General features: G+C 43.3%; 17 protein-coding genes. 8 read left to right on the top strand and 9 right to left on the bottom strand.

Translation table 11 applies throughout. From position 1 onward, the window contains the following. The first annotated feature begins 25 nt into the window (after window positions 1-25). The 5 genes from OKW21_RS15425 (at window position 26) to OKW21_RS15405 (ending at window position 5,615) form a co-directional block, all read left to right on the top strand. Window positions 26-241 carry a hypothetical protein gene (locus tag OKW21_RS15425; protein ID WP_277480677.1) on the top strand — a complete coding sequence of 72 codons (216 nt, stop codon included), beginning with the start codon at window positions 26-28 and terminating at the stop codon, window positions 239-241. A gap of 110 nt (window positions 242-351) precedes the next feature. Beyond that, window positions 352-1,278, top strand: a complete 927-nt coding sequence (locus tag OKW21_RS15420) for an SDR family oxidoreductase (protein WP_277480674.1) — start codon at window positions 352-354, stop codon at window positions 1,276-1,278. A gap of 175 nt (window positions 1,279-1,453) precedes the next feature. Next, complete coding sequence (locus OKW21_RS15415; protein ID WP_277480671.1) at window positions 1,454-2,011, top strand: hypothetical protein; 558 nt, start codon at window positions 1,454-1,456, stop codon at window positions 2,009-2,011. 237 nt (window positions 2,012-2,248) lie between these two features. Further along, on the top strand, window positions 2,249-4,645 hold the full coding sequence (locus OKW21_RS15410) for a TonB-dependent receptor (RefSeq protein WP_277480668.1): 2,397 nt from the start codon (window positions 2,249-2,251) through the stop codon (window positions 4,643-4,645). Between the two features lie 10 nt (window positions 4,646-4,655). After that, window positions 4,656-5,615 (top strand): DUF4249 family protein, encoded by a 960-nt coding sequence (locus OKW21_RS15405; RefSeq protein WP_277480664.1) that lies wholly within the window; start codon window positions 4,656-4,658, stop codon window positions 5,613-5,615. A 57-nt stretch (window positions 5,616-5,672) separates the two neighbouring features. Here the strand turns inward: OKW21_RS15405 and OKW21_RS15400 are convergent, their stop codons facing one another. After that, complete coding sequence (locus OKW21_RS15400) at window positions 5,673-7,073, bottom strand: purine-cytosine permease family protein (protein WP_277480662.1); 1,401 nt, start codon at window positions 7,071-7,073, stop codon at window positions 5,673-5,675. Between the two features lie 406 nt (window positions 7,074-7,479). On the opposite strand from OKW21_RS15400, the gene OKW21_RS15395 reads away from it, so the two are divergent. Further along, window positions 7,480-10,044, top strand: coding sequence for a M14 family metallopeptidase (locus tag OKW21_RS15395; RefSeq protein ID WP_277480660.1), 2,565 nt, complete (start codon window positions 7,480-7,482; stop codon window positions 10,042-10,044). Window positions 10,045-10,207: 163 nt separating this feature from the next. Here OKW21_RS15395 and OKW21_RS15390 read toward each other — a convergent pair whose 3' ends face one another. From OKW21_RS15390 to OKW21_RS15355, 8 genes are all read right to left on the bottom strand, one after another. Continuing rightward, window positions 10,208-11,218 carry a LacI family DNA-binding transcriptional regulator gene (locus OKW21_RS15390; protein WP_277480658.1) on the bottom strand — a complete coding sequence of 337 codons (1,011 nt, stop codon included), beginning with the start codon at window positions 11,216-11,218 and terminating at the stop codon, window positions 10,208-10,210. Between the two features lie 99 nt (window positions 11,219-11,317). Further along, window positions 11,318-12,355: a Gfo/Idh/MocA family protein gene (locus tag OKW21_RS15385; RefSeq protein WP_277480657.1), complete on the bottom strand. Its 1,038-nt coding sequence runs from the start codon at window positions 12,353-12,355 to the stop codon at window positions 11,318-11,320. Window positions 12,356-12,357: 2 nt separating this feature from the next. Further along, on the bottom strand, window positions 12,358-13,638 hold the full coding sequence (locus OKW21_RS15380) for an MFS transporter (protein WP_277480655.1): 1,281 nt from the start codon (window positions 13,636-13,638) through the stop codon (window positions 12,358-12,360). Beyond that, a complete protein-coding gene (locus OKW21_RS15375; protein WP_277480652.1) occupies window positions 13,631-15,037 on the bottom strand; it encodes a four-carbon acid sugar kinase family protein in 1,407 nt (468 codons plus the stop codon). The genes OKW21_RS15380 and OKW21_RS15375 overlap by 8 nt, the downstream gene beginning before the upstream one ends. Window positions 15,038-15,096: 59 nt before the next feature. After that, window positions 15,097-15,729 carry a cyclase family protein gene (locus OKW21_RS15370; protein ID WP_277480649.1) on the bottom strand — a complete coding sequence of 211 codons (633 nt, stop codon included), beginning with the start codon at window positions 15,727-15,729 and terminating at the stop codon, window positions 15,097-15,099. After that, window positions 15,729-16,799 (bottom strand): tartrate dehydrogenase, encoded by a 1,071-nt coding sequence (locus tag OKW21_RS15365; protein ID WP_277480646.1) that lies wholly within the window; start codon window positions 16,797-16,799, stop codon window positions 15,729-15,731. The genes OKW21_RS15370 and OKW21_RS15365 overlap by 1 nt, the downstream gene beginning before the upstream one ends. Window positions 16,800-16,820: 21 nt before the next feature. Continuing rightward, complete coding sequence (locus OKW21_RS15360; RefSeq protein WP_277480644.1) at window positions 16,821-19,379, bottom strand: DUF5060 domain-containing protein; 2,559 nt, start codon at window positions 19,377-19,379, stop codon at window positions 16,821-16,823. Window positions 19,380-20,446: 1,067 nt separating this feature from the next. Next, on the bottom strand, window positions 20,447-20,692 hold the full coding sequence (locus tag OKW21_RS15355; RefSeq protein ID WP_277480641.1) for a hypothetical protein: 246 nt from the start codon (window positions 20,690-20,692) through the stop codon (window positions 20,447-20,449). Window positions 20,693-21,025: 333 nt separating this feature from the next. Here OKW21_RS15355 and OKW21_RS15350 point away from each other — a divergent pair, with 333 nt between their 5' ends. Both OKW21_RS15350 and OKW21_RS15345 read left to right on the top strand, forming a co-directional pair. After that, entirely contained in the window at window positions 21,026-21,619 is a 594-nt protein-coding gene (locus OKW21_RS15350) for an RNA polymerase sigma factor (RefSeq protein WP_277480638.1), read from the top strand. A 185-nt stretch (window positions 21,620-21,804) separates the two neighbouring features. Further along, window positions 21,805-22,797 carry a FecR family protein gene (locus OKW21_RS15345; protein ID WP_277480636.1) on the top strand — a complete coding sequence of 331 codons (993 nt, stop codon included), beginning with the start codon at window positions 21,805-21,807 and terminating at the stop codon, window positions 22,795-22,797. Window positions 22,798-23,006 lie beyond the last annotated feature (209 nt).

Here is a 23,006-nt window from a genome sequence, read left to right as displayed (position 1 = left end):
TCCTACCCATCAGAGGGGAGCTTTTATGTCAATAGATGCTTCTGTCCAACAACTTGCTGCCGGGATAGCCGCTTTGCTGGCAGGATGGCTAATCTTTGAAACAGTAGACGGTCGTTTACAGCACTTTGATCATATTGGTTGGCTGGTTAGTATTTTTATGTTGATTTCAACGGTATTGATGTGGTACATCCATATATCAATCAGGCAAGTTGCGAGTTCTGCCTACAGTAAGTTTAAATAAGTACTGATTTTCATTTTTTTTCTTTAATAAGTCCGGAATAATTTTTCCGAACGATTGCCCATAAGTCTTCAGCTACATTTGTTTAACATCAAATGAAAAACTTGTAAGTAATGAAAAATCAACATAATATGTATACGCCAGATCATAACATTATGACGAATCCAGATGAGGACCGTGCAGTAAAAGTAATCGTAGCCGGGGCTACTGGTTACCTGGGAAGGCATATACTGATGGAGTTACAAAAACGGAAGCTTGCATTTAAGGCAATTACCAGAAATGAAAATAAGCTGCGGGAGATAGCGCTTGAGGATACACAAATAGTGAAAGCAGAAGTCACCCGTGCAATAAGCTTAAAAGAGAAACTCACAGGTGCAAGTGTACTGATCTCAGCTGTCGGTATCACACGGCAGAAAGATGGACTGACATATATGGATGTAGACTACCGGGCCAACCTTAACTTATTGGAAGAAGCCAAAAGGGCAGGTATCAGGAAGTTTATTTACATTTCTGCCATTCATGGAGAGCAAATGAGACATCTGAAAATAATGGCTGCCAAAGAAAAATTTGTTGATGCCCTCAAAGCCTCAGGCCTGGAATATACCATCATTCGCCCCAATGGATTTTTTTCTGATATGAAAGACTTCCTGGATATGGCAAAAAGGGGAAGAATATACCTTTTTGGCAAGGGCAACTTTAAGCTTAATCCAATCCATGGAGCTGATCTGGCTGAAGTAATCATAGATGCCATTGACCAGGCTAAGCAGGAAATAGTGGTAGGAGGTCCTGATATCTTCAGCCAGAACGAAATCGCCGAAATGGCGCTAAGTGCGTATAGAAAGCCTGTCAATATCGTTCATCTGCCAGACTGGATCAGGAAAGTAAGTATCAGGCTGGTTAGAATTTTTGCTTCACAGGTGACCTATGGTCCGATAGAGTTTTTTTTGACCATGATGGGGCAGGATAATATCGCACCGAGATATGGCCTGCATCGTTTAAAGCCATTTTTCATGAATGAAGTGGATACCATCCAGAAGTAGGCATTTCATTATGCTAAAAGTGCAAATAAGCTCTATGCAGAAAGCGGAGAGATAACTGCCTATGAATTGCTTTCGAATAATTTAAACTCTCACTGAGTCTGTGTCAGAGCCTGGGAAAGGCCTGCCCGGATGAAAGTATTTTTAATGTCATGCTTAACCTTAATCAAATAATATAATGAAAAAGTTGATCCTTATCTTAATCTGTCTGCTGCCCATGTTCAGCATAAGTGCTCAAAATCAACAGCCCATCAGAAAAGGCTTTAGTATCGGTGCTTCGGTTGGTTTAGGTGTACTTCACTTTACGCAAGGTGGGGGTGATGCCAATACGGGAGCGGACCTCTCATTACCCAATCTTAAATTAGGTTGGATGATAAATGAAAAAATAGGCGTATTTCTGAATGCTCCAGGTCAAATTTATAGGGAGAAAGGGCGTGACCGGAGTTTTGAAGGCTTGATTCCTGCTGTCCAATATTGGCCAGCGAATGCGTGGTGGATCAGTGGAGGGGCGGGGCTGGGAATGGATTTTCCAGCTTTTTACGATGTAGAAAACATAGAAGATAAAGCCTTTAACTTTGGCAAAGGTGTGCTGTTGAGTGCTGGATATGAAGTAATACAGGGGAAGAAGTGGGCCATGGATGTACAGGCAGGACTGTTCATGAGTAGTGTACACCTGGACGAAGGCCAACGCGATGGCGCAAGCTTTACCCTCGCACTGGGTTTCAACTTCTATTAACAGATACCGGAGAGCTTTGCCTTTCGCAAATACGGAGCTCTCCTGCTCAATCAATAGAAGTCATGTTTAACAAGCTAACAGGACTTTGCGCCAGAGCACTTCGCAGATGAAAACCTGCTCTGCCCAATTCAATTCGGGAATCTCTGAAAATTATGACATTCTCTTATTATCCAAAGTCCAAGCATTCAAATCTTGAGGCTGATATTTTTTCCTTATAGAACTTCAAACAAAAAAATTATGAAATTTATAGTTGCAGTAGCTTTATGCTTACTGTCGGCACTGACTAGTTTTGCTCAGACCGAAAAGTTCACCATTAGTGGATACCTCAAAGATACGAGCAACGGTGAAGCTCTGATTGGGGCCACTGTTTTTGTCAACGCGTTATCCGGCGGCACCACTTCCAATGTATATGGATTTTATTCCATTACATTACCCCCGGGGAAATACCAGCTCAATTATAGCTATGTAGGCTATACGGATGCTCAGAAAGCTATAGACCTCAGCGGTGATATCCGGCTTGACCTTGAACTTGCCACCGCAGCTCAGGAGCTGGAAACAGTGGTCATCACCAGCAGGGCAATTGACAGGAATGTGTCCAGCATTGAAATGAGTACGCTGGAAATGGATATGGCGTCTATTGAAAAGCTTCCCGCCTTTGCCGGCGAGGTAGATGTGCTCAAGAGTATACAATTGCTACCCGGTGTCAGCACAGTGGGTGAAGGTACTGCAGGCTTCAATGTGCGAGGGGGCAGTGTAGGGCAAAACCTGGTGCTCCTTGATGAGGCTCCGGTCTACCAATCATCTCACCTCTTTGGTTTCTTCTCGGTTTTCAATCCTGATGCTGTAAAAGATGTTAAACTGTACAAAGGGGGTATACCTTCCACTTATGGTGGACGTTTGTCATCCATCCTTGACATCCGGATGAAAGAAGGGAATAACAAAGACTACGAAGTAGCAGGGGGTATTGGCACTGTCTTCAGTCGCCTGGCAGTGGAGGGACCTATCAAAAAAGACAAGTCATCATTTATTATCGCAGGAAGGAGGTCATACGCTGATGTACTTGCCCGGCCATTTACCGACTTTCTGTCTAATGGTGCCGGATTGTATTTCTACGACCTTACGGCCAAGACTAATTTCAACATCAACGAGAAAAACAGGCTTTACGTATCAGCTTACCTGGGCAGGGATGTCTTTGACTTTGATGCGTCACAGGGATTTAACTGGGGCAACCGTACCGCTACTGTCCGCTGGAACCATCTGTATGGCAACAAGCTATTTGCCAACTACACCGCTTTCTACAGCAAATATGACTATGGATTTACATTTGGTAGCAGTGAGCAGGATAAGTTTGACTGGGCGGCACAAATAAGCACGTGGAATTTTAAGCCGGAGTATAACTGGTTTCTCAACGTTAGGCATGAGCTTACTTTCGGAGGAGAGTTGATCCTGTATAACTTTGAGCCTGCCAATGCTTCCACAGTGAACAGCGGTGTAGTAACCAACATCAGCCTGGATAAGCGCAAATCAGCGGAGTTGGCCTTATACATCAGCAACGATCATAAAATCAATGATAAGCTTTTTGCCCAGTATGGTATGCGGTACAGCCGATTCCACTACATAGGGGGGCGGTCATTTGATTATGGCGATACCATTCCGGGTATAGAGAAGCCTTTGCTGGCAGTCAATGCGCATGATAAATGGGAAAGTATACAAACTTATCACAATCTGGAGCCCAGACTTTCAATTCGCTATCAGCTCGCCAAATCTAGCGCTATCAAGGCCAGCTACAACCGTATGAGCCAGTATATCCACCAGGTTTCTAACACCACTGCCTCTATCCCGATTGACATCTGGCAACCGTCTGACAACAACATCAAACCACAAATAGGCAACCAGCTGGCTTTGGGCTATTTCAAGAATTTTCAAGGCAATGCCTATGAAGCCTCAGCTGAAGCTTATTACAAATGGAATAAAAACCAGCTGGACTACATTGACGGCGCTGAGCTTTTCATTAACGAATTCATCGCTTCTCAGCTGCTGTCCGGTGAAGGCAGAGCGTATGGGTTGGAGCTGTATGTCAAGAAAAATACCGGAAGGCTGACCGGCTGGCTGAGTTATACGCTGGGCAAATCCGAGCTAAAAGTAGATGGGATTAACTTTGGGTCAAATCGCCTGCATCGTGAAGGTAATTGGTATCCTACCCGTTTTGACCAGCGGCACAATCTGAAAATCGCAGCTTTTTATGAACTGAACGAGAGAGTATCTTTGTCAGCGAACTTTAGCTTTCTTTCAGGGACTCCCACTACCTTCCCGACAGACAGATTCATTTCTCAGGGCTATGTAATACCTTACATCAGTGGAAATGAGAGGAACAACTTCAGAATTCCCAACTATCATCGCCTGGATGCTTCCTTGACCATCAAAAATGTATGGAGGGGCAAAAAGGAACGCAAGGGCAGCGATAATCTGGTATTCTCAATCTATAACCTCTATGCCCGGCAGAACCCTTTCAGTATTTACTTTTCACAGGCTAATGAAAGACAAGTGGGTGATAACCCTGCGATTACCTCTGCCAAGCAGTTGTCACTCATAGGCACGCTGGTACCAGCAGTCACCTACAATTTCAAATTTTAATACCGTTAACATGAAAAAGCTTTTATATATTCTCTTTATTCTGCTGGCATTTGCGTGCGAAACAGAGATTTCACCAGTGCTCAATGATGCTGAAGAAATCATGGTCATAGATGCCTGGCTCAATCAAAAAATGGAGAAGCAGGAAATCAGGATTACTCGTTCGCAAGCCTATTTTGACAATGCACAGCCTGCTACGATCACAGGTCTGGAGGTGAATGTGGAAGATCTCAACACGGGTGAGGTCTTCAACTTTCAGGAAGGAGAAAACGCTTATTTCTGGGATCCGGTGGACAAACCCTTTGGAGAGATAGAACACACCTATAGATTGACTGTTTATACACATGATAATATTTTTGAAGCCGTGGCCAGGTTAGGCAGAGTGCCTGAGGTAGATTCTATAGTATTCCACTATAACCAAAAGGACTTCAACATAGCTGAGTCCTACTACTCAGCTGAATTTATAGCACGCGATCCTGTGGGAGTGGGTGATGCCTACTGGATCAAAGCCTGGAAGAATGGGAGCTATCTGGGCAGACCCTCCGAGATTAATATCGCTTTTGATGCCGGACTCTCGCCCGGTCAGCCCGTAGATGGGCAGGTTTTTCATCAGGTGGTTCGTCGTGACTTTGTCAATCCATTAGAAGAAAGGTCTGACAAAGCGAATTACTATCATCCTCCATACACAATTGGTGACTCACTCTTTGTGGAAATCCATTCTATTTCTCCGGCGGCATTTGATTATCTGAGTGCTGTAATCCTTCAAACCAACCGGCCGGGAGGTTTCTCGGAATTGTTCGCGACACCCCTTACTAACGTACCGACTAATATCAAAAGTACGGTAAGGATGGATACGGAAGAAAAGTCTACGGTCAATGTAGCAGGTTTCTTCAATGTATCGGCGGTAAGCTCGGGAGGAGGTAAAATAAGCCAGGAGATTGCTCAAAAAGCAAAAGTCCTGGCTGGAGAATAAGTTAGGAGTGTGTCTGGGACAATGGAAAAACTCCGTTCTTCAACACCTCATCTGAGCTTATACACGATGAACACTGGCTTTTTTAAGGGTTGTTTTGTTGCTAAAGATCAAATACAGTAAGCCACACAATATCCAGGCGGGTAAAGTCACAAAGGATAAAAATATGTCAAACCATACGGAAAGAAGGTAAAACCCAACTGCCGATATCGCCCAGGAGGCAAAGACAGCATTGTTAAACTTGTTATGTTCTCCATTCCAACCGATACCCAATCTTTTTCCAAAGAAATGATCAAAGACAATGATCGCTCCCATGGGGGCAAGTATAAATCCATACAATGCGACAAAGTCTAAAAGTTTCATCGCAAAAGCTGGGAATAATCCTGCGATGGTGGCCAGTCCACCGGCCATGATGGTGACCCAGAAGGTAGTGGTTTTGGGTAGGACTGACTGAAATGCCAATCCCGCACGGTAAATTGTGGGGTTGGCAGTAGTCCATCCGGCTAATACTACAGCGACGATACCAAAAAAACCAATGGCATTATAGGCCAGGGGGCCGGGGGCTACGGGAGGGGCTACCCCATTGTCCAGCATTCCCTGTGCCTCAGGTGATTTTAAATAAACCACATAGAGCAAGGCTGCGGCAATCCAGGCCATATAATGACCTACATACATTCCCGCTGCGGTAGTCCAGCCGTAGGTCGCAGATTTAGCATACCTTAAAACAGAGAGGTCAGACATACCAATATGCATGGCTGCATTGGCAAACCAAGACCATAAGACTACATGCCAGAAGGTATATTTAATCTGACCGGGAAATGGTTCAGAACCCTCTCCCCAGATGGCCCAGAAGTCAGCCAAAGAGTTAACGTTGAGCTGCCCTAGCGCTACAATTCCGGCAACTAAAAAGGCCAGGACAATAAAGGGGGCCATCCAGTTGGCAGCTTTTGAAACGGTATCGTATCCTTTGGCAGCAATAATGGAAATTACAGTACCTACCAAGAGTACGACCACTACCCAGGTAACACTATTGGGCATGGTATCGGTAAGCTTAGGCATCTGCATATCAAAGGGGACTCCTACCGCGGTGGCAGAGACGGTCACCATGGCACCGGCAAGGAAACAGAACAAAATACCGTTGGCTAAATTGTAAACAGTAACCAGTTTTTTACCACAGATTTGCTCCAGTTGATAATAAAGCGTTAGCCGGTGTTTTACCGCTATCTCAGCAGTAAGCAGCCTCCATGATAATACAGCTAAAAAATTACCTATCAACAAGCCGATAATAAGGTCAAAAGCACTTACGCCAGCGGTGAGAAACAATGGACCTATGACGAACTCTGTACCTGCGGCATGTTCACCGGCATACATGCCGAGAAAACTTTTCCAACTTTTTAGTTTTGAGGTGGGTACAGGTTCTCTTTCAAATTCATTTTGAGGTTCAGGCGTATTTTCTGTCATATTAGTAGTATGGTGTTTGGCAGTTTGTATTAGTGAGTTTGTAGTTTAATTCAGGGGGCAAAGTTGATTGCTGTAGTAGTTTTAAAGTATTCAAACATGAGGTACCAAGATCGATTTAAAAATGGAACCAATCAAAATTAAACATAGAGGTTAAAATAGTGAAATAGCATACTATGCTGAGGTTTCTTTTAGTTCGCACATCTATCAAATTCTAAGTTGTTAATTTTTGAGAATTTTCTAAAGAAAATTGTGGTATAATAATCTTCTACACTGAATTACTTATGCACTTATCCGTTGAATTCGGGAAATTATAGGGGTAGCCCTAAAATAAAAGCAGCACCTTTCTGAAATACATTTACAAAATCATAATTTTACTGCTCATGATATTTTACATCAAGACTAAACGATGACTATTAGCATTAGTAAATTCGGAAATAGCATATTAGCCTTCTTACTTTTTATATTAGCTTTCCCATCTTACGGACAACATGATTATTATTTCGCCCAGGGGGAGCGGTTTGATGCCGAAATCCCAAGTCCGGAAGACTATCTCGGCTATCCTATTGGTGACCGGCATACCCGATATGATCTGGCCATCGCGTATTTAAAAGAACTTGCGCGTTTATCAGAGCGTGTGACTTTTCAAACGATAGGACAGACCAATGAGCTACGCCCACTGGCAGTAGTCACCATCACTTCGCCACAAAACCATGCAAGCCTGGAGGAAATAAGACAGCAACACCTGCAGCTTACTGACCCAGGCCAGCCATTGCCGGAGCTTGAAGAGCAGCCGATATTTATTCACCTCGCATACAATGTGCACGGAAACGAGGCATCAGGACTTGAAACTTCATTGCTTACTGCCTATTACTACGCGGCCTGCGAAGATGAAAATGTACTTTATTATCTGGATGAATCGGTCATCTTTATTGATCCTGCTCAAAATCCTGACGGACGTGACCGCTTTGCGAATTGGGTCAATATGCATAGGGGGAATCCGCCGGTCGCAGACCCTCAGGACAGAGAACATAATGAGGTATGGCCGGGTGGTAGAGGTAATCATTACTGGTTTGACCTAAACCGGGACTGGCTGCCAGCAGCGCATGTAGAGAGTAGAGCCAGGCTTGATTTTTATCATCAATGGCTGCCTAATGTGGTCATAGATTTTCATGAAATGGGTACCAATTCAACCTATTATTTTGAACCCAGCCCTCCACTGGGTTCTGAAAACCCATTGGTGCCCCGCCGCCAGTACGAAGAGCTGAATGTACTGCTTGCTCAGTACCAGGCACAAGCGCTTGACAGTTTGGGTTCACTTTATTTTACCAAAGAAATATTTGATAACTTCTATCCCGGCTACGGCTCTACATACCCTGATTTCCAGGGAGGAGTGGGCGCAACTTTTGAACAGGCTAGCTCACGCGGAAATCGTCAGGAGAGCAGCACGGGCATCCTCACCTTTCCTTTTACAGTGAGAAATCATTTGGTAACCGGCCTGGCAACAGTAAGAGGGGCTGTAGAAAACAAACAAACCCTGCTGGAATACCAGAGGGAGTTTTATAGCTCAGCACTTTCAGAAGCCAGAAAAAATCCGGTAAATGCCTACGTATACGGGGAGCAGGATGATATAAATCGTCTGAACAGGTTTACAGAACTACTCTTGAGACACAAAATCAAAGTGTATGCGCTTGAAGAAGAGCTTAGCCTGAATGGCGAACAGTTTTTGCCGGGCAAAGCTTACATAGTGCCCACTGAGCAGGTACAATATAGATTGGTGGAGTCGGTATTTGAACGCAGAACCGAATTTGTTGACAGCGTATTCTATGATGCTTCTGCCTGGACCTTAGCATTATCCTACGGAATTCCTCATGCTGAATTCCGTACCGGCAAGCTACCTCTTGGCAATCAGTTAGAAAGTGTGCCTGAAATCAATTTACCTGAGCCGCAAAAAAGTGATTATGCTTATCTGATGGATTGGACTGATTATGCTGCACCGGCGGCTTTGCAGTATCTCCTGCAACATGATGTGCTGGCACAAGTGGCTATGAAACCATTTAGTGCGCAAATGAATGATGGTAACAGACAGTTTCACCGGGGAACTATCTCAGTCCCATTGCAGGCACAGCAAATATCCAAAGATTCAGTCTATACACTGATCCGGACAGCTTCAGAACAGTTTGAAATTCCATTCTATGCTACTGCTACCGGCTTTAGCGCCGATGGGGTAGACCTGGGCAGCAACAACTTGCAGACCGTAAAAATGCCCAAAGTGCTGATTTTGACCGGCGAAGGTGTTCAATCCACTGAAGTGGGTGAAGTATGGTTTTTATTAGATCAGGTTGGGCTGCCCATTACCAAAGTTGAAATCAGTAATTTGCCTTCCATCGCACTGCATGAATATTCAACCATAGTAATGGTCAATGGAAACTATAATAAAATAGCTAAAACGCAGTCAGAAAAGCTAGCAAACTGGATCAATGACGGAGGGACGCTGGTCACTTTTAAGGGCGCGGCAGAGTGGGCTATTACTCAGGAACTTGCAGATGCTGAACTTCTCAAAGATACCGCGGATGTACCTAAGCAACGTTTTAACTATGAAGATGCCAGGGAGCGAGAAGGGGCAAAAGCCATAAGAGGTTCTATCTATCAGGTGGATCTGGATATCACAAACCCACTGGGTTTTGGTTATACCCGTAGAGATTTAGCAGTCTATAAGAATAGTAATACCCTATTTGCCCTTAGCAAGACTTCCTATCATACAGTAGCGCAATATAGTCCGCAGCCATTGCTGAGCGGCTACATTTCTAATGAAAACCTCAGCAAACTTTCGGGTACCGCTTCTTTACTGCTAAGTACCAAAGGTAAGGGTAGGGTGGTACTATTTGCTGATAACCCAAATTTCCGAGGGATGTGGCTAGGTACCAATAAGTTGTTTTTGAATGCTATATATTTTGGGAATTTGATCAATTAATAAGGAAGGTATTCCAGTATATGTATGACTCAGTATCCCCTTAGCTCAGTTCAAACGAAAAGTATTTTTTTCTGATGCTGTCAGTAACTTTTCTTAAAGTTTATGACAGCGAAATCTAGTCGGGAAAAAATACTTAAGGCTTATCAGGCAAATCTTGGTGGAGTCAGATGATTTGTATAGAATCTCTTGAAACTACTTTTACCGGCATTACTGCCTTTTCGGGAAGACAATGCGGACAATTTAATTGGTCAAAAAAAAGCTTTGCAGCTTTTTGTCCCATCTCATAGGGTTGTTGATCTATGGTGGACAGCTGTGGCTCAACTATCGTGGTAACAGGATCATTATTGAATCCCATTACCGATATATCCTGCGGTATTTTTAAATTATGCTCCTTGATAGCTTTTACTGCTGCAATAGCCAGCCTGTCACTCACTGCAAATATGGCATCAGGTCTGGGCTTATGCGCTAAAAGCTTAAACGTATTTTGATATCCACTTACCTCACTGAAATCACAATGAAAAATAAGCGCTGGATCGGGTGAAATCTGGTTTTTTTCCAAGGCCAACCGGTATCCATGAATTCTTTGGTTACTGATATGGATACTTTGAGGACCGGCAAGCACTGCAATTCGCTTACATCCAGCATCTATCAATACCTCAACAGCCTGTTTTCCCGCCTGGACATTATCAATGATCACTTTAGAGGTCTCCAATGCCTCACATTCTCTATTGAAAAATACCAGCGGAATATTTTTTTGCATGATCGCCCTAAAATGATCATAATTTTTGGTCTGTCCGGAAAGCGAAACAATAAGTCCGTCCACTCTGCTTTTTGCCAGGGCTTTGGTACTGGCTACTTCCCTTTCGTAAGATTCTTCCGACTGGCAGATGATAATATGATAACCTTGCTGGATAGCCATTGACTCAATGCCGCTGATGGCTGATGCATAAAAAGGATAGCTGATTTTAGGTACAATAACACCTAAATTTTTGCTTCTTTGGGTTCTCAGGTTTAGTGCCAGAGGGTTTGGCTGAAAATCAAGCTCCTGGGCAAGCTTTAGTACTGCTTCCTTAGTTTTAGGAGCAATTTTAGGATGGTCATGCAGCGCCCTGCTAACCGTTGAAGGTGAGATATTTAACTTCTTAGCGAGTTCCTTAAGCGTTACCTGTTTCATTACATTTTAGCGATACAAAAGCGAATATAACAGCTTTTGTAAGGAATCAAATGGATGCATGTAATGAAAAAAATAAGAAGTGAAAGGATTGGCAACGCCTCAGGTGTTGTGAAAATGTATGCTATTTTTTTGCTTGGAAGACTGATAAACCGCCTCCTGAACCCTCAATGTTTTAAGGTAATCCTTTCCATCAGTTTCAAAAGGTAGATGATGGAGTAAGGCATGAACAAAATGCTGCTGAGTAGCAAAACAACAATCACCGGCAAAGCCATGATGACTGTGCTCATAGACATGTTCTTGCTCTTTCTCTCCCAGACTCTGAATAGTCAAGCGGCCATCCTGATACAAGCGTATACTACCCCCATTTCCTTCTACCAGAAACTCTCCGAAGGTATAGCGCGGATTTTCGTGATTACTTTCGTTGTAGCGGTTGGCATCCCATAGGCCCTGTGCACCCTGGGTAAAGTCAAAAAAGATGATGGCTGCGTCTTCTCCCTTGATTACTGGATTCAGCCGCCTCAGGCTGGCAAATACGCTGCTGATTTCACCCCCCAGATAGCGGAAGGTATCTATGTAATGTACTCCATTTTCATAGACCAGCATCCGGGGCATTGTTCTGAAATAAGGCTGCCGGTCAAGGTAGGCATCTGCTCCCCATCCATCACCCATGCGGGAGCGGAAGTTCAGGCTATGGATTTGATCGCCTATGACTTCAGTGTCTAAAAGCTTTTTGATTTCCCTATGCCAGGGCTGAAAACGGAAATTTTCGTGTACCATAAATCGGACGCCCGCTTCTTCGGCCATGGCGACCAATTGCCGGGCTTCATCAGATGTTGGCGCCAGTGGTTTTTGACAGATCACATGTTTTTTTTCAGAAAAAGCGGTTTTACATATATCAAGGTGGGTGTTTGGAGGGGTGATCACATCTACAAAATCAACCTGTTCGGCAGCCAGCATTTCCCTATAATCCTGATATACTTTGGGAATACCAAATTTCCTGGCAGTAGCTTCTGCCTTTTTTTTGTCATGATCGCAAAGGGCGGTAATGTTGACTTCGGGTATTCGTTGCCAGGCATCATAATGAAACTGGCTGAAATAGCCCGCGCCGATGCATACACCTTTTAGTTTAGTTTTCATTCTTAATATTCTTCTAAGCTTTTATCTGGTTTCATCATTGTCCATAACAAGATCGCCAGTACATTCAGTCCGGCGCCCAAATAGAAAAAAGGCTCAACAGAACCCGTCCAGGACTGAAGATAAGGAAATGCCAATGCAGTAAGAAATGAGCCGATATTGCCCGCCATGTTCATGGTACCCGATACCGCTCCGGCATTTTCTCTTCCAATGTCTACCGTGAAAGACCATGAAGGGCTCAAGGTCATGTCAGCCCCGAAGATCGCAATGCTCAGAAAGGCAATGGCAGTAAAAGGAGTTTCCATGTAAATGCTGAACAGCAAGCCAATCGCTGCCAGTGCGAAGCCGGTCATGGCAGGTATGCGCCGTGACATTTGCCAGCTCCCTTTCCTGTAAATATGATCCACCCACCAGCCGGAAAACCAGTTGCCGAAAGCCCCGAAAACCAGCGGTGCTGAGGAGTAAATCCCTGCTTCCATCGTATCCAGCTGATATTCAGATTTGAGGTGAGGAAAGAGCCAGGTCAGGCAGAAGAAGAAGGTGAAGTTACTACAAAAATACTGTAGCATCGCCAGCCACATATTTTTTGAGCCAAACAGGCTTTGAGCATTCAGCTTCTTTTTGGCTACTTCTTTTTCCTCTTCTTGCCTTTTTCCCGACTGCCGGGCTGACAGTATATAATTTTTTTCATCATCAGATAAGCCCCAATGCTGCGCAGGTTCATCCCTGAACAAAAAGTACCATGCTACTGCCCAGACAACCCCCATGACACCCAGTATCAGAAAGCCGGTTCGCCAACCGAAGGTGAGGATAAGCCAGGCAACAAAAGGAAGCGCAAAGGCGGCACCTAATCTTGAACCGGAAAAATTGATGCCTGTAACCAACCCTCTTTCCTTGAGTGGAATCCAGGAGTAGACTGCCCGGGAAATCCCCGGGAAAGCTCCGGCTTCACCAGCACCAAAGAGAAAGCGGACAATGAGCATAGACACGAAACTCCACACCGCCCCGGTTAGCGCTGTAAATATTGACCAGAAAGATACCACGGCAGTCAGCACGCGACGAGGACCAAGACGGTCAGCGAGAATACCGGCAGGTGTTTGAAAGAGGGCATAGCCTAAGGCAAATACGGATAGGATCCAGCCCATCTGTTTGTCACTAAAGTCAAGCTCCTGCGCAATGGGATCTTTGGCTACCGAAATACACACCCGATCAATATAAAGAAGCAATGCCAGAAGGAATGTTCCTGCTACCATGAAGTGCCTTCCCGGAATCAATGGCTTACCCATTCTCTCTCCTTTCCAGCTTTTTCACCATATCAACAAGAGCTTTCTCATTGCCGACATTGCCGGGAAAAATGATATATCTCATATCGGGGTATTTACATTCACTACCAAGTTTCCACACCGGAATACCAGGCATAAGCTGTCCCAGGACCATCGCCTTTTTTACGTCCAAGGCCTGGGTAGCGATGTCGCTGGATGTAATACCTCCCTTGGCAATCAGGTAGCGAGGTTTAACAGTCAGCTTTTTGACGATTTCAGTCAATGCATTGGACACCTGTTTCCCGATTGATAAGCTTTCTTCCTGATTTTCACCACTGACGAGTTTGCGGCTCGTATAAAGCACCACATCCTGGCTGGACCCCAGGAAGGTATTGATTTGTTCAGCGAACATATCAATGAGCAATGATTTATCGGAGGTTGCGATAATGTCATCCACTGAGAGTTCAACTGCCTGAACCAAGCCACTGCTAAGTAAATACTCCAACTGTGTAGTTGATTTTGGCACATAAGAGCCGACCACCGTAAGTCCACCGCTTTTTTGATTGTCGCTAATTTCTGTAGCTGTAAGCAGGGGTTGTGGCGCCAAGCCCCCCATGGCTGCTACAAAAGAAGCCGCTGTTCTACAGAGAACATCTACCTCGGATTCTATCAGTGCCAAGACAAAATGCTGAAGGTCAAAAGGAGCCAAAGCATTGACAATGCAAGTGCTGGCAGGAGCTAAATTTTTGAGTGCAGTACTGATTTCCTCAGTGCTTTGGGTACGCAGGCTGTTGATTCCAAATGAGTATACATTTTTAGCTTTTACTCTTCCCGCTGTTTTTTCTTCTATCCATTGCTTTAGATCAGCATGCTGATAGCCAAAAGATTTATCTTCGGCAAATGGAGTTTCTGCAGCGGAAACCAAATGATCTCCTTCCTGAACATAATGGATGTCACCAATGGTAAACCGCCCCCCTTCAAAAAAAGCCGGAACAATAATTCTGATAGCTTGCTCCTTCTCTAGTGTATGAAGCAAGGCATCCACTTCATCAGGATAGTGTCCTCTGAGTGTAGAGTCACTACGACTGATAATGACAAAGTTTCTGCCCGTCTGCCGGTAAGCCTCTTTGATGTTATTTCCAATCGTGTTGGCAAGACTTTCGGCTTCTTTTTTAGGTAAGCTTCTGGAATTGGTCAGAACATAAAATAGGGGAGTTTTAAGCGAAAATTCCTTGGCGATTACATCAGCAGACCACTCTGTAAGCACCGGAACATCATATACAGTTTGTGTGCCGGTAGGATCGTCATCCAGCACAACGATCGTTTTATCAGATTTAACCAGTAATTTTCGGATTTCAGGTAAAAGCTGACCGGATGGAGCCGGAGGGTATTGTTGTTGTATTTCGTTTAGTTTCAGGTGCATATCTTTAAGCAGTCACTTAGTCATGTATCAAGCACAGTCTACTCTCAATTTCATTGGCATCATTCTTCAATCACAATTACTCTTGCCGGAGCGCCATCACCATCTTTGATTTTAAGGGGCAATGCAATCAGCTTTACTGTCGAAGCTTTTATTGTTTCCAGATTGACAAGCCCTTCAAGGATGATCACGTCTCCTCCCAAAAGAATTTGGTGGATGCGGGTCACCTCTTCCAGCAGATTGACATCAGCTACGGAAGGAGGTTCTACACCCAGCATGTTAATTTTTTTTTCCACACACCATTTTGCCAGGGCTTCACTGATTCTAGGCAGTTCATCACGGTATTGGGAGGAGCCGATTTTTTGGCTCCATCCACTTTGCAGTAACAGGCTGTCACCCGCTTTTACTTTTTCAGCTATATCACCCAAATCTTCTACGCCTATCAGTTGACGAGGAACTACCTGACCCAAGCGAACTATCCAGGCTGGTCCCATAAAACGGGCCGGATCAATTTGATCAATTCGCTCATCCGTGACACCAAAATGGTAGGGGGCATCCATATGTGTGCCCGCATGAGAGTAAATTTCCAAAGTGCTGGCATTCCAGCCATCTTCATCCAGGCTTCTTGCCGCACTGATATGTACTCCCGGCATATCGTTATGGTAGCGCTGTGTTAAATCAATGATGTTGGGCATCAGGCTGGTACGGATTTTTGTAAATGCTCAATCACTTGCAGCGCAATCTCATCGGTTTTGGCTTTACCTCCCAGGTCAAGGGGGAGGTTTCCCGCCTGTGTCGTAGCTTCTATGCCTTTGACGATATCCTCTGCCGCAGCCTTTTCTCCCAGATGTTGAAGCATCAAAGCGCCCGACCAGATAGCTCCTAGCGGATTGGCAATGTTTTTACCCGCTATATCCGGAGCCGAACCGTGGATAGGTTCAAACATAGAAGGGAATTCCTTCTCAGGATTAATATTGCCACTTGGGCCCAATCCTAAACTACCCATGATGGCTCCACCCAAATCGCTGAGAATATCGCCAATCATATTGGTGGTTACAATCACGTCAAATACTTCAGGCTTAAGCACAAAGCTGGCTGATGCATTATCCACATACATTTTGTTGTATTGAACGTCAGGATATTGCTCAGCTACTTCTTCAATGACGCTGTCCCAGTAGGCAAGACTGTGAATTAAGGTATTGGATTTGGTCACATTGGTAACTTTCTTTCTTCGTTTTTGTGCCAGTTTGAACGAATAGTGAGCGATGCGCTCTATGCCCATCCTGGTGAACACACTGGTGTCAGTGGCTACTCCATAGGGACTATCAGGGTGAATGATTTTTCCGTTCTGTACAAATTCCCCTTCGTTATTTTCTCTTATCACCACAAAGTCAATATCCTTTTCTGACTTATAGCGTAAGGGGCTGGGAATACCCGGCAGTAATTTGACAGGCCGGTAATTTACATACTGCTGAAATGAAGTTCTGACCTTAAAGGTATACAGCATCGCCGGAAGTGTATCATCTACCTCAGGATCTCCCACAGCGCCAAAGTAGATGGCGTCATATTTTTTCAAAGTATCCAGGCCATCTTCCGGCAGGAATTGTCCATGCGCTTTGTAGTATCCTGCTCCCCAGGGAAAGCTATCTGAAGAGAGTGAGAATTTGTGTTTTTCGGCAGCAGCGGTGAGTACTTTCCAGCCTGCTGGTACGATCTCTTTGCCTATGCCATCCCCGGGCACTACTGCTATTTTGTAATTTTTCATCTGTCTTCTTTAGTAAATTATTTATTGTTTCTGAATAAGTATGACCCAGTCTTTTCCCTCGGTGGAAGGAGGATTACCTAAAGCTCTTGTGCCACCGCCTTTCACTTCTTTTATGCTTCCCTGCTGCAACTTACCACCCCGAAAAGGATCATACCATAGCACTGAAAATGTATCACTGTTGTCCTTAAGATTTAAAGAAGTTTTAGGTGTTCCCGGTGGGAGATACACCACATAGGTATCGTCTTTTTTTGCCAAACAATAGGATGCATTGTCAGTAGTGAGTGCATCAGATGGTTCCATCTCCCAGAAAGGTATATGCTCATTGAAAAACTGATAAGCATATCGGTTTTGGTCCCAAAAATCATCACGGCTTCTGAAGTCTTCACATGTCAGGTCTGAGTTAGGGCTATTGTAACCAAAGTACCATTCCACACCATAGCTACCTGCCATTAAAGTTCCCCAAAGTGCATTGGAACGTGCCAGCTCATGTTCCGGATCTTCATCGTCCGGCAGAAGGGCGAATTTTGCATTTCCCGGTTCATCAACCGCCAAGGCCCACTGCCTGCCGCTGGAATCAGATTTTGCTCTCCATTTTAATACCCGCTCGTGCACATCACGAAAATCTTTATCACTTAGCTGTAATGATGCACCGGTCAAAGGAGATTGATCTCCAATCAGGCTGGCGTAACGTTCATCCTGATTAGGAAAAGTATGTATGACCATATGATGACCGTAAGGATCAAGCTGCTCAATATAATTAGCAACTTTGATCACTTCTTCAATGGGCTGGTTATTTTCTTCGCCCAGGTTCCAGTTCATGGCCAGATGATGGCCGAATCGGGCAATCAGTTCACGGTAATACAGTTTGCCTTCTAAACCAAACCGCCCTTCATCCATCAGGTGATCAGTTTCGGTTTCATGGGTTTTGAAGTGGAGAAACATGCCTTTTCGCTCCGCGTAGTCAAGGATACGCTCCCACTGTTCAAGTTTAGAGACATCAAAGCGGGTACGGTTGAAAAGCGTCTCCCAGGCATTCTTATTGGCTTTCTCATTGGCATAGGTCACATATTCAGTTTCCGGCACTTTGAGCAGGTAGGGAAACACATTTCTGTCGTCACCGTCTACATTGAAGGTCAGGAATGAAAATACATTCAGACCTTCTGAGGCCAGATAGTTAATGGCACCCAACAAATTTTTACCTTTCTGTCCCTGCCATAAAAATTCCTGCGCGTCTTCACTAAAATCTTTCTGATGAGGCTGCCAGGTTTTGCACAAATCAAAAACGTCGGTTGTAGCATCAAAATCGCGATAGGCAAATAAGTTTTCTGGTGCGTCTACCCCAACTTTGATAAAGTATTGCCCACTTTCTTCAAACCGGAGGTAAGGCTCACCTACATACTTCAGGCGGCCTTTCGCCCGATTATCTATTCCTGTTTTGTCGGTATCAGCTACGCTGATCTTTCCTTTCATTCCATCCATAAAACCAGCACTTTCACCATCTGATGATCTTTCTGCTACAGCGATGTTTTTACCTTTCTTAAAAGATACACTATAGCTCCATTCTCCCACTTCGTCAGGGGTGAACCTTACCCTCCATTTGTTACCTGAATCACTGCTGCTTTCAGCGGCATTACCATCAGCCGCATAAAATCCAGGTACCGTGTAGCTTTTGCCATCATGAGTGAACGTTACATCAAGGCGGTAATGAAGGAAAGGGTTTTCATCCGCTAATTCACGGGTTTCAGGTCCGTCAAAAGTTAAAGAGATTTTATGCCATTTCTTCAGCGCTCCGCTGATACTTACCTTGTCCTTGTTGTACTTTAGTTCGGTTTGCTCAGGTGCTGGAAAAGCAGGAGGGAGGTTTCCGCTTTTCAGCCTTACCGATGGACCCATATTTTGTTCAGGACGGTAGTTTTTGTCTTTGACCAGCATCCATTTGTCAAACTCAAAACCATCTTCACGCATGCTGAACATGATTTCATGTTCGTCGGCTTGATCAATGTCCAGATAAATTTCCATGGGTACGCCGGTATGTACTTCCTGAGTTCTTTGTTTGTTGTCCCAATACCACTGGTTTTTGACTGTCCACTGCATTCTTTGACCATGTTCAGGCCATTGGCCATCTATACCTACATGCAGCCCATTGTCTTCGGTACCGGTAGAATGAGTGCGCACCCATACATAATATCTGCCAGGCTCATTGATATAAGCTTTGTAATACAATACAGCCATTTTACCCGGTTCATTGACAAAATTTTCATCATGAATCAGTGGATCATCATGGGTAGTGCGGGTATCAGGAAGTATCTCCAGATAAGCGTTGTTGCTGGCCCCTGCAATATGAACTTCGTCAGGGTCGGCATGGCCCGTGGGCTTATGTTCGGTGCTGACAAGGTACCATTGACGAATACCGGTATGTGTTTGTTTATAGAAGTGTTCGGCCTCCGCACTAAGCATGCCATTCACTTCTTCAAAAACCAGCTCTTCCTGCACTAAGGAATGTGCGGATAATAAACTTTGGGCATAAAGAAAAAGTAATAGCAAAGCCGCTTTTTTCTGTAAGAAAATATGTTTGCTCATATAGGTTGCTGCTAGAAATATATATAAGAAAAATTCAATTATTTAATATGCTTCTCAATCTTTTTTTAGCAATGCAGTCTATCTAAAATGAAGCATTACATGACCAAATTAGCACGAATAAGCTTATCTCAAAGGCATCAGGTAACTGCTTTGGTCATTTTTATCAATGCAAAGGTTTGAACTCTCAATATGCAGGCACAAAAAATTGATGTTTTTTTATTTTTCAATCCTTGGACTGATAATACATAGGGTGGTTAAAAAATCACAGAACTGGGCTGATTAAGCTGGGGTATATTTGAATAATACAAAAATAGGGTGTGTAAGAGTTGACATGGTTACTGACTCAGCTTAAGATTTATCAAGTGCTGATCACACTAATTTTGAGCGATACGGAAAACTACGCCTGGGCAGATGAAAGCACCAAGAGTAATATTTAACATTGAACATTTACCAAACACTGAAGGTGAAAACAGGAGGACGAATACTGATCAAAACGGAAATTAGTGAAAGCAATCTGCGTTGAAATCAAGTGAAACGTCAGAAGATTTTTTGTCGGGCAATTCCACCCTTCAATAATACTCCTTCTGCTTTTTCTTTGCCTTTTTCTTTTTTTTCATCCTTTCTAAATTTGGGGTTCTTAACCTGTCTATTACAATTAATGTTAGGATAACAATAAAAAATCCGAGCCAGATGATCAGTATGATTTCAGTGAGTTCCGTTTTGAGTGGCACAGCCCGAGTTTCCATGGCATCAAAAATAAGAATAACCAATAATATTCGTCCAAGGTTGAATACTATTGAAATTACTTAAAAGGGGCAAAAAAAATCGTTTAAATTTTAGGTCTTTACCTTTCTAAATTAATGCAAGTGATGGTTAGCCCATGCTGAGAATCCATAAAAGTTTGATTGGCTACATTATATTGCTTATGCTGATCAACTTCCCTGTAGTCTGAACACCACCCTAATGTATTGGATGCTGTTATTCTGATTATGCTAGCATATGAACTACTGTGGAATGTTTTTGCATAACTTTGTCCATGTAGCCGATGGTCCGCTGATCATCAATAATTACGTGCCGGAAGGATGGAGGATCAGATGCGGACTGTCTTGCCCATGGCCAAATGTTTTTTTCTTGAAGGCCGAATACTGCCAATGGACGACCAATAGCATAAAATCACGATCTGCCAGAAACTGTATGTATAGACATAAATTAAGTATGACGCTCTTTTCAGTTTCATTTAATATAAGCTGATTATAGCTTTCTAAGGTCTGTTGATTTAATAATCTCTTGCTGGGAAGTAAAAAAAAGTGCATATGCATTTGTGCTTTCATGTGCCGATTATGCGTTCTTTTGAATATAATTAATTCAAGTTCCTTCCGGTGAGAAAAAATGATTATAGTATGACAGTGGATTGTATTTGAAAGACTGCTTCAGCAAAATAATCTTTATGCTGGTTGAATCACCTTTGTAGCGTACAGGCAATCTTCAGAATAATACAAAACCCAGGGAAAGAGAAAATGTCTAATACTGATCCTAATCAGGATGAATTTGGTACAGACAAATACACATTGTATTTATTCAAATGCTTACAAAATAGTGTATATTTATGCAGTAAATTTTAAGTAAGTAATAAAATTCAGGCATTAATGGAGCATGGCTTCCGAGTGAATCAGGACGATTTTTTACATGTGAAGAAGCTGAAGGAAGGAGATAAAATTAGCTTTGAATATTTATTTCGTAAATATGAAGCGAAGCTATATTACAAATGCCTGCATTTTACCCGCTCTACATCTGATGCCGAAGAAGTAGTTCAGGAAGTATTTGTTAAAATATGGGAAGGGCGGAATAATCTTGATCCGGACTTATCTTTTTCAGCATACCTCATTCAGATTGCCAAGCATAGTATTTATAAGAAAGCTAATAAAAGAATGCGGGAATTTGCCTATCAAACTTATCACTTGCAGACCAAGACCGGATTTAGTAATGAAACTCAGGAAGAGTTAAATTTTAGATCAACGCAAAAAGTGATTACGCAGATTGTTGAAAACCTACCCTTTATGCAAAGAAAAGTGATCATGCTGAGCAGGTTCCAAGGTTTGAGTAATGATGAAATTGCCGAACGCCTACATCTATCTAAGAGTACAGTTGAAAACCACATACATCTGGCATTAAAAACTATAAAAAAGTATCTGCTAAAGCAGCACCTGTATTGCGCTCTTTATCTGATGGATCTGTTATGATTGAGATTGATCGCTACCCTTTCCTGATTTTTAATTGTCATTGATAATTTTTTAATAATAGTTTTTGTAGTCTGTCAATGTTCTTATCAGAAAGTGTATTTCATTAAAAAGTATGTAAATAATCAACATCCGCTGGGTGCGAAGCAGGGTAAAAGGATATACCTATATATCCAGTAAGAAAGCATATGGTGGACAAAGACTTAATAGATAAATTTTATCAGGGAAAATGCACGGATGCCGAAGCCCTGAAAGTTCTGAGCTGGTTTGAAGATCAGAAGCGGGGGGAAGCCTGTATAGAAGAGTCATGGGATCAAGATACAGAATTAAAACATCGCTCAGAATTAGTTACCAATCAGAGTTTCGCAGCTATTCAAAGGCAAATTGATAAGAAGGAAGTAGAGAAAAAGCAATACTTGTTTACCAGTCAAATATTTAAGGTTGCAGCCATACTGGCTTTGGCTATTACCATTCCCTTCTTACTGATTCGTGAGAGTGAGCTTCCGACCCCTGAATATGTTGCAGTAAAACATTATATCACAAAAGAAAATCCTTTTGGAAGTAAGTCCAAGATTTTTTTACCCGATGGTTCCACGGTGAATCTCAATGCCGGAAGCAGCATTACTTATCCTGAAGGTTTCAATGACTCCATCAGGAAAGTAGCTTTGGTAGGAGAAGCATTTTTTGATGTAGCTGAGCATAAAAGCAAGCCCTTTATAGTATCAGCCGCTGGGGTGGATACGAAAGCTTTGGGTACCTCTTTCAATGTAAAAGCTTACAAAGAAGATGCAGGGGTACAGGTGGTACTGGCCAGTGGTAAAGTAAAGGTATGTAAGCCTAAAGAAAAGGACAGTACCGGGGTATTTCTGAAGCCTGGAGAGGAGGCTTATGTGGAAAAAAATGCGAGTGCAATATTCAAACAGCAGGCTGATTTATACAGCACCCTGGCCTGGAAAGACAACATCATTGTATTTCAGGATGCTCCTGCTCAGCGTATATTCACTACGCTTGAACGTTGGTATGGTGTAGAATTTATCCTGCCTGAAGGCTTCTTTACAAACGCATGGAGCTTTACCGGAGAATTTGAGAATGAAAACCTGGAAAATGTGCTGGAAAGTATCAGCTATGTAAAAGGCTTTCAATTCAGGATCAATCAAAAATCAATTATTATAACAACCTAAACTAGCTTAAATGAAACTCCTGCTAGACAGTACCTAAAAAAAAGCGGGTAGCGCATTAAAAACGCTACCAGCCTATCTCTTAGAACCCTTTGGGCAAAGACAGCTCGACCAAAAGATGTCACTTTGTCCACAAGGTTTCTATTGCCTATGCAAAACCGAAGTTTTACAAAAACACCTTTAAAGTATGAAAATTACGCTACTAAAACTAC

The sequence above is a fragment of the Catalinimonas alkaloidigena genome (assembly GCF_029504655.1).
Lineage (GTDB): Bacteria > Bacteroidota > Bacteroidia > Cytophagales > Cyclobacteriaceae > Catalinimonas > Catalinimonas alkaloidigena.
The sequence above is the reverse complement of the archived record's forward strand: the minus strand, read 5'-3'. Positions and strand labels throughout refer to the sequence as shown.

Bases quoted from the DNA above. Each gene is read 5' to 3' on its own strand.
- OKW21_RS15380 (WP_277480655.1), bottom strand. From the start codon at position 13,638: ATGGGTAAGCCATTGATTCCGGGAAGGCACTTCATGGTAGCAGGAACA.
- OKW21_RS15385 (WP_277480657.1), bottom strand. From the start codon at position 12,355: ATGAAAACTAAACTAAAAGGTGTATGCATCGGCGCGGGCTATTTCAGC.
- OKW21_RS15390 (WP_277480658.1), bottom strand. From the start codon at position 11,218: ATGAAACAGGTAACGCTTAAGGAACTCGCTAAGAAGTTAAATATCTCA.
- OKW21_RS15370 (WP_277480649.1), bottom strand. From the start codon at position 15,729: ATGCCCAACATCATTGATTTAACACAGCGCTACCATAACGATATGCCG.
- OKW21_RS15415 (WP_277480671.1), top strand. From the start codon at position 1,454: ATGAAAAAGTTGATCCTTATCTTAATCTGTCTGCTGCCCATGTTCAGC.
- OKW21_RS15355 (WP_277480641.1), bottom strand. From the start codon at position 20,692: ATGCACTTTTTTTTACTTCCCAGCAAGAGATTATTAAATCAACAGACC.
- OKW21_RS15405 (WP_277480664.1), top strand. From the start codon at position 4,656: ATGAAAAAGCTTTTATATATTCTCTTTATTCTGCTGGCATTTGCGTGC.
- OKW21_RS15425 (WP_277480677.1), top strand. From the start codon at position 26: ATGTCAATAGATGCTTCTGTCCAACAACTTGCTGCCGGGATAGCCGCT.
- OKW21_RS15395 (WP_277480660.1), top strand. From the start codon at position 7,480: ATGACTATTAGCATTAGTAAATTCGGAAATAGCATATTAGCCTTCTTA.
- OKW21_RS15350 (WP_277480638.1), top strand. From the start codon at position 21,026: ATGGAGCATGGCTTCCGAGTGAATCAGGACGATTTTTTACATGTGAAG.
- OKW21_RS15420 (WP_277480674.1), top strand. From the start codon at position 352: ATGAAAAATCAACATAATATGTATACGCCAGATCATAACATTATGACG.
- OKW21_RS15365 (WP_277480646.1), bottom strand. From the start codon at position 16,799: ATGAAAAATTACAAAATAGCAGTAGTGCCCGGGGATGGCATAGGCAAA.
- OKW21_RS15400 (WP_277480662.1), bottom strand. From the start codon at position 7,073: ATGACAGAAAATACGCCTGAACCTCAAAATGAATTTGAAAGAGAACCT.
- OKW21_RS15360 (WP_277480644.1), bottom strand. From the start codon at position 19,379: ATGAGCAAACATATTTTCTTACAGAAAAAAGCGGCTTTGCTATTACTT.
- OKW21_RS15410 (WP_277480668.1), top strand. From the start codon at position 2,249: ATGAAATTTATAGTTGCAGTAGCTTTATGCTTACTGTCGGCACTGACT.
- OKW21_RS15345 (WP_277480636.1), top strand. From the start codon at position 21,805: ATGGTGGACAAAGACTTAATAGATAAATTTTATCAGGGAAAATGCACG.
- OKW21_RS15375 (WP_277480652.1), bottom strand. From the start codon at position 15,037: ATGCACCTGAAACTAAACGAAATACAACAACAATACCCTCCGGCTCCA.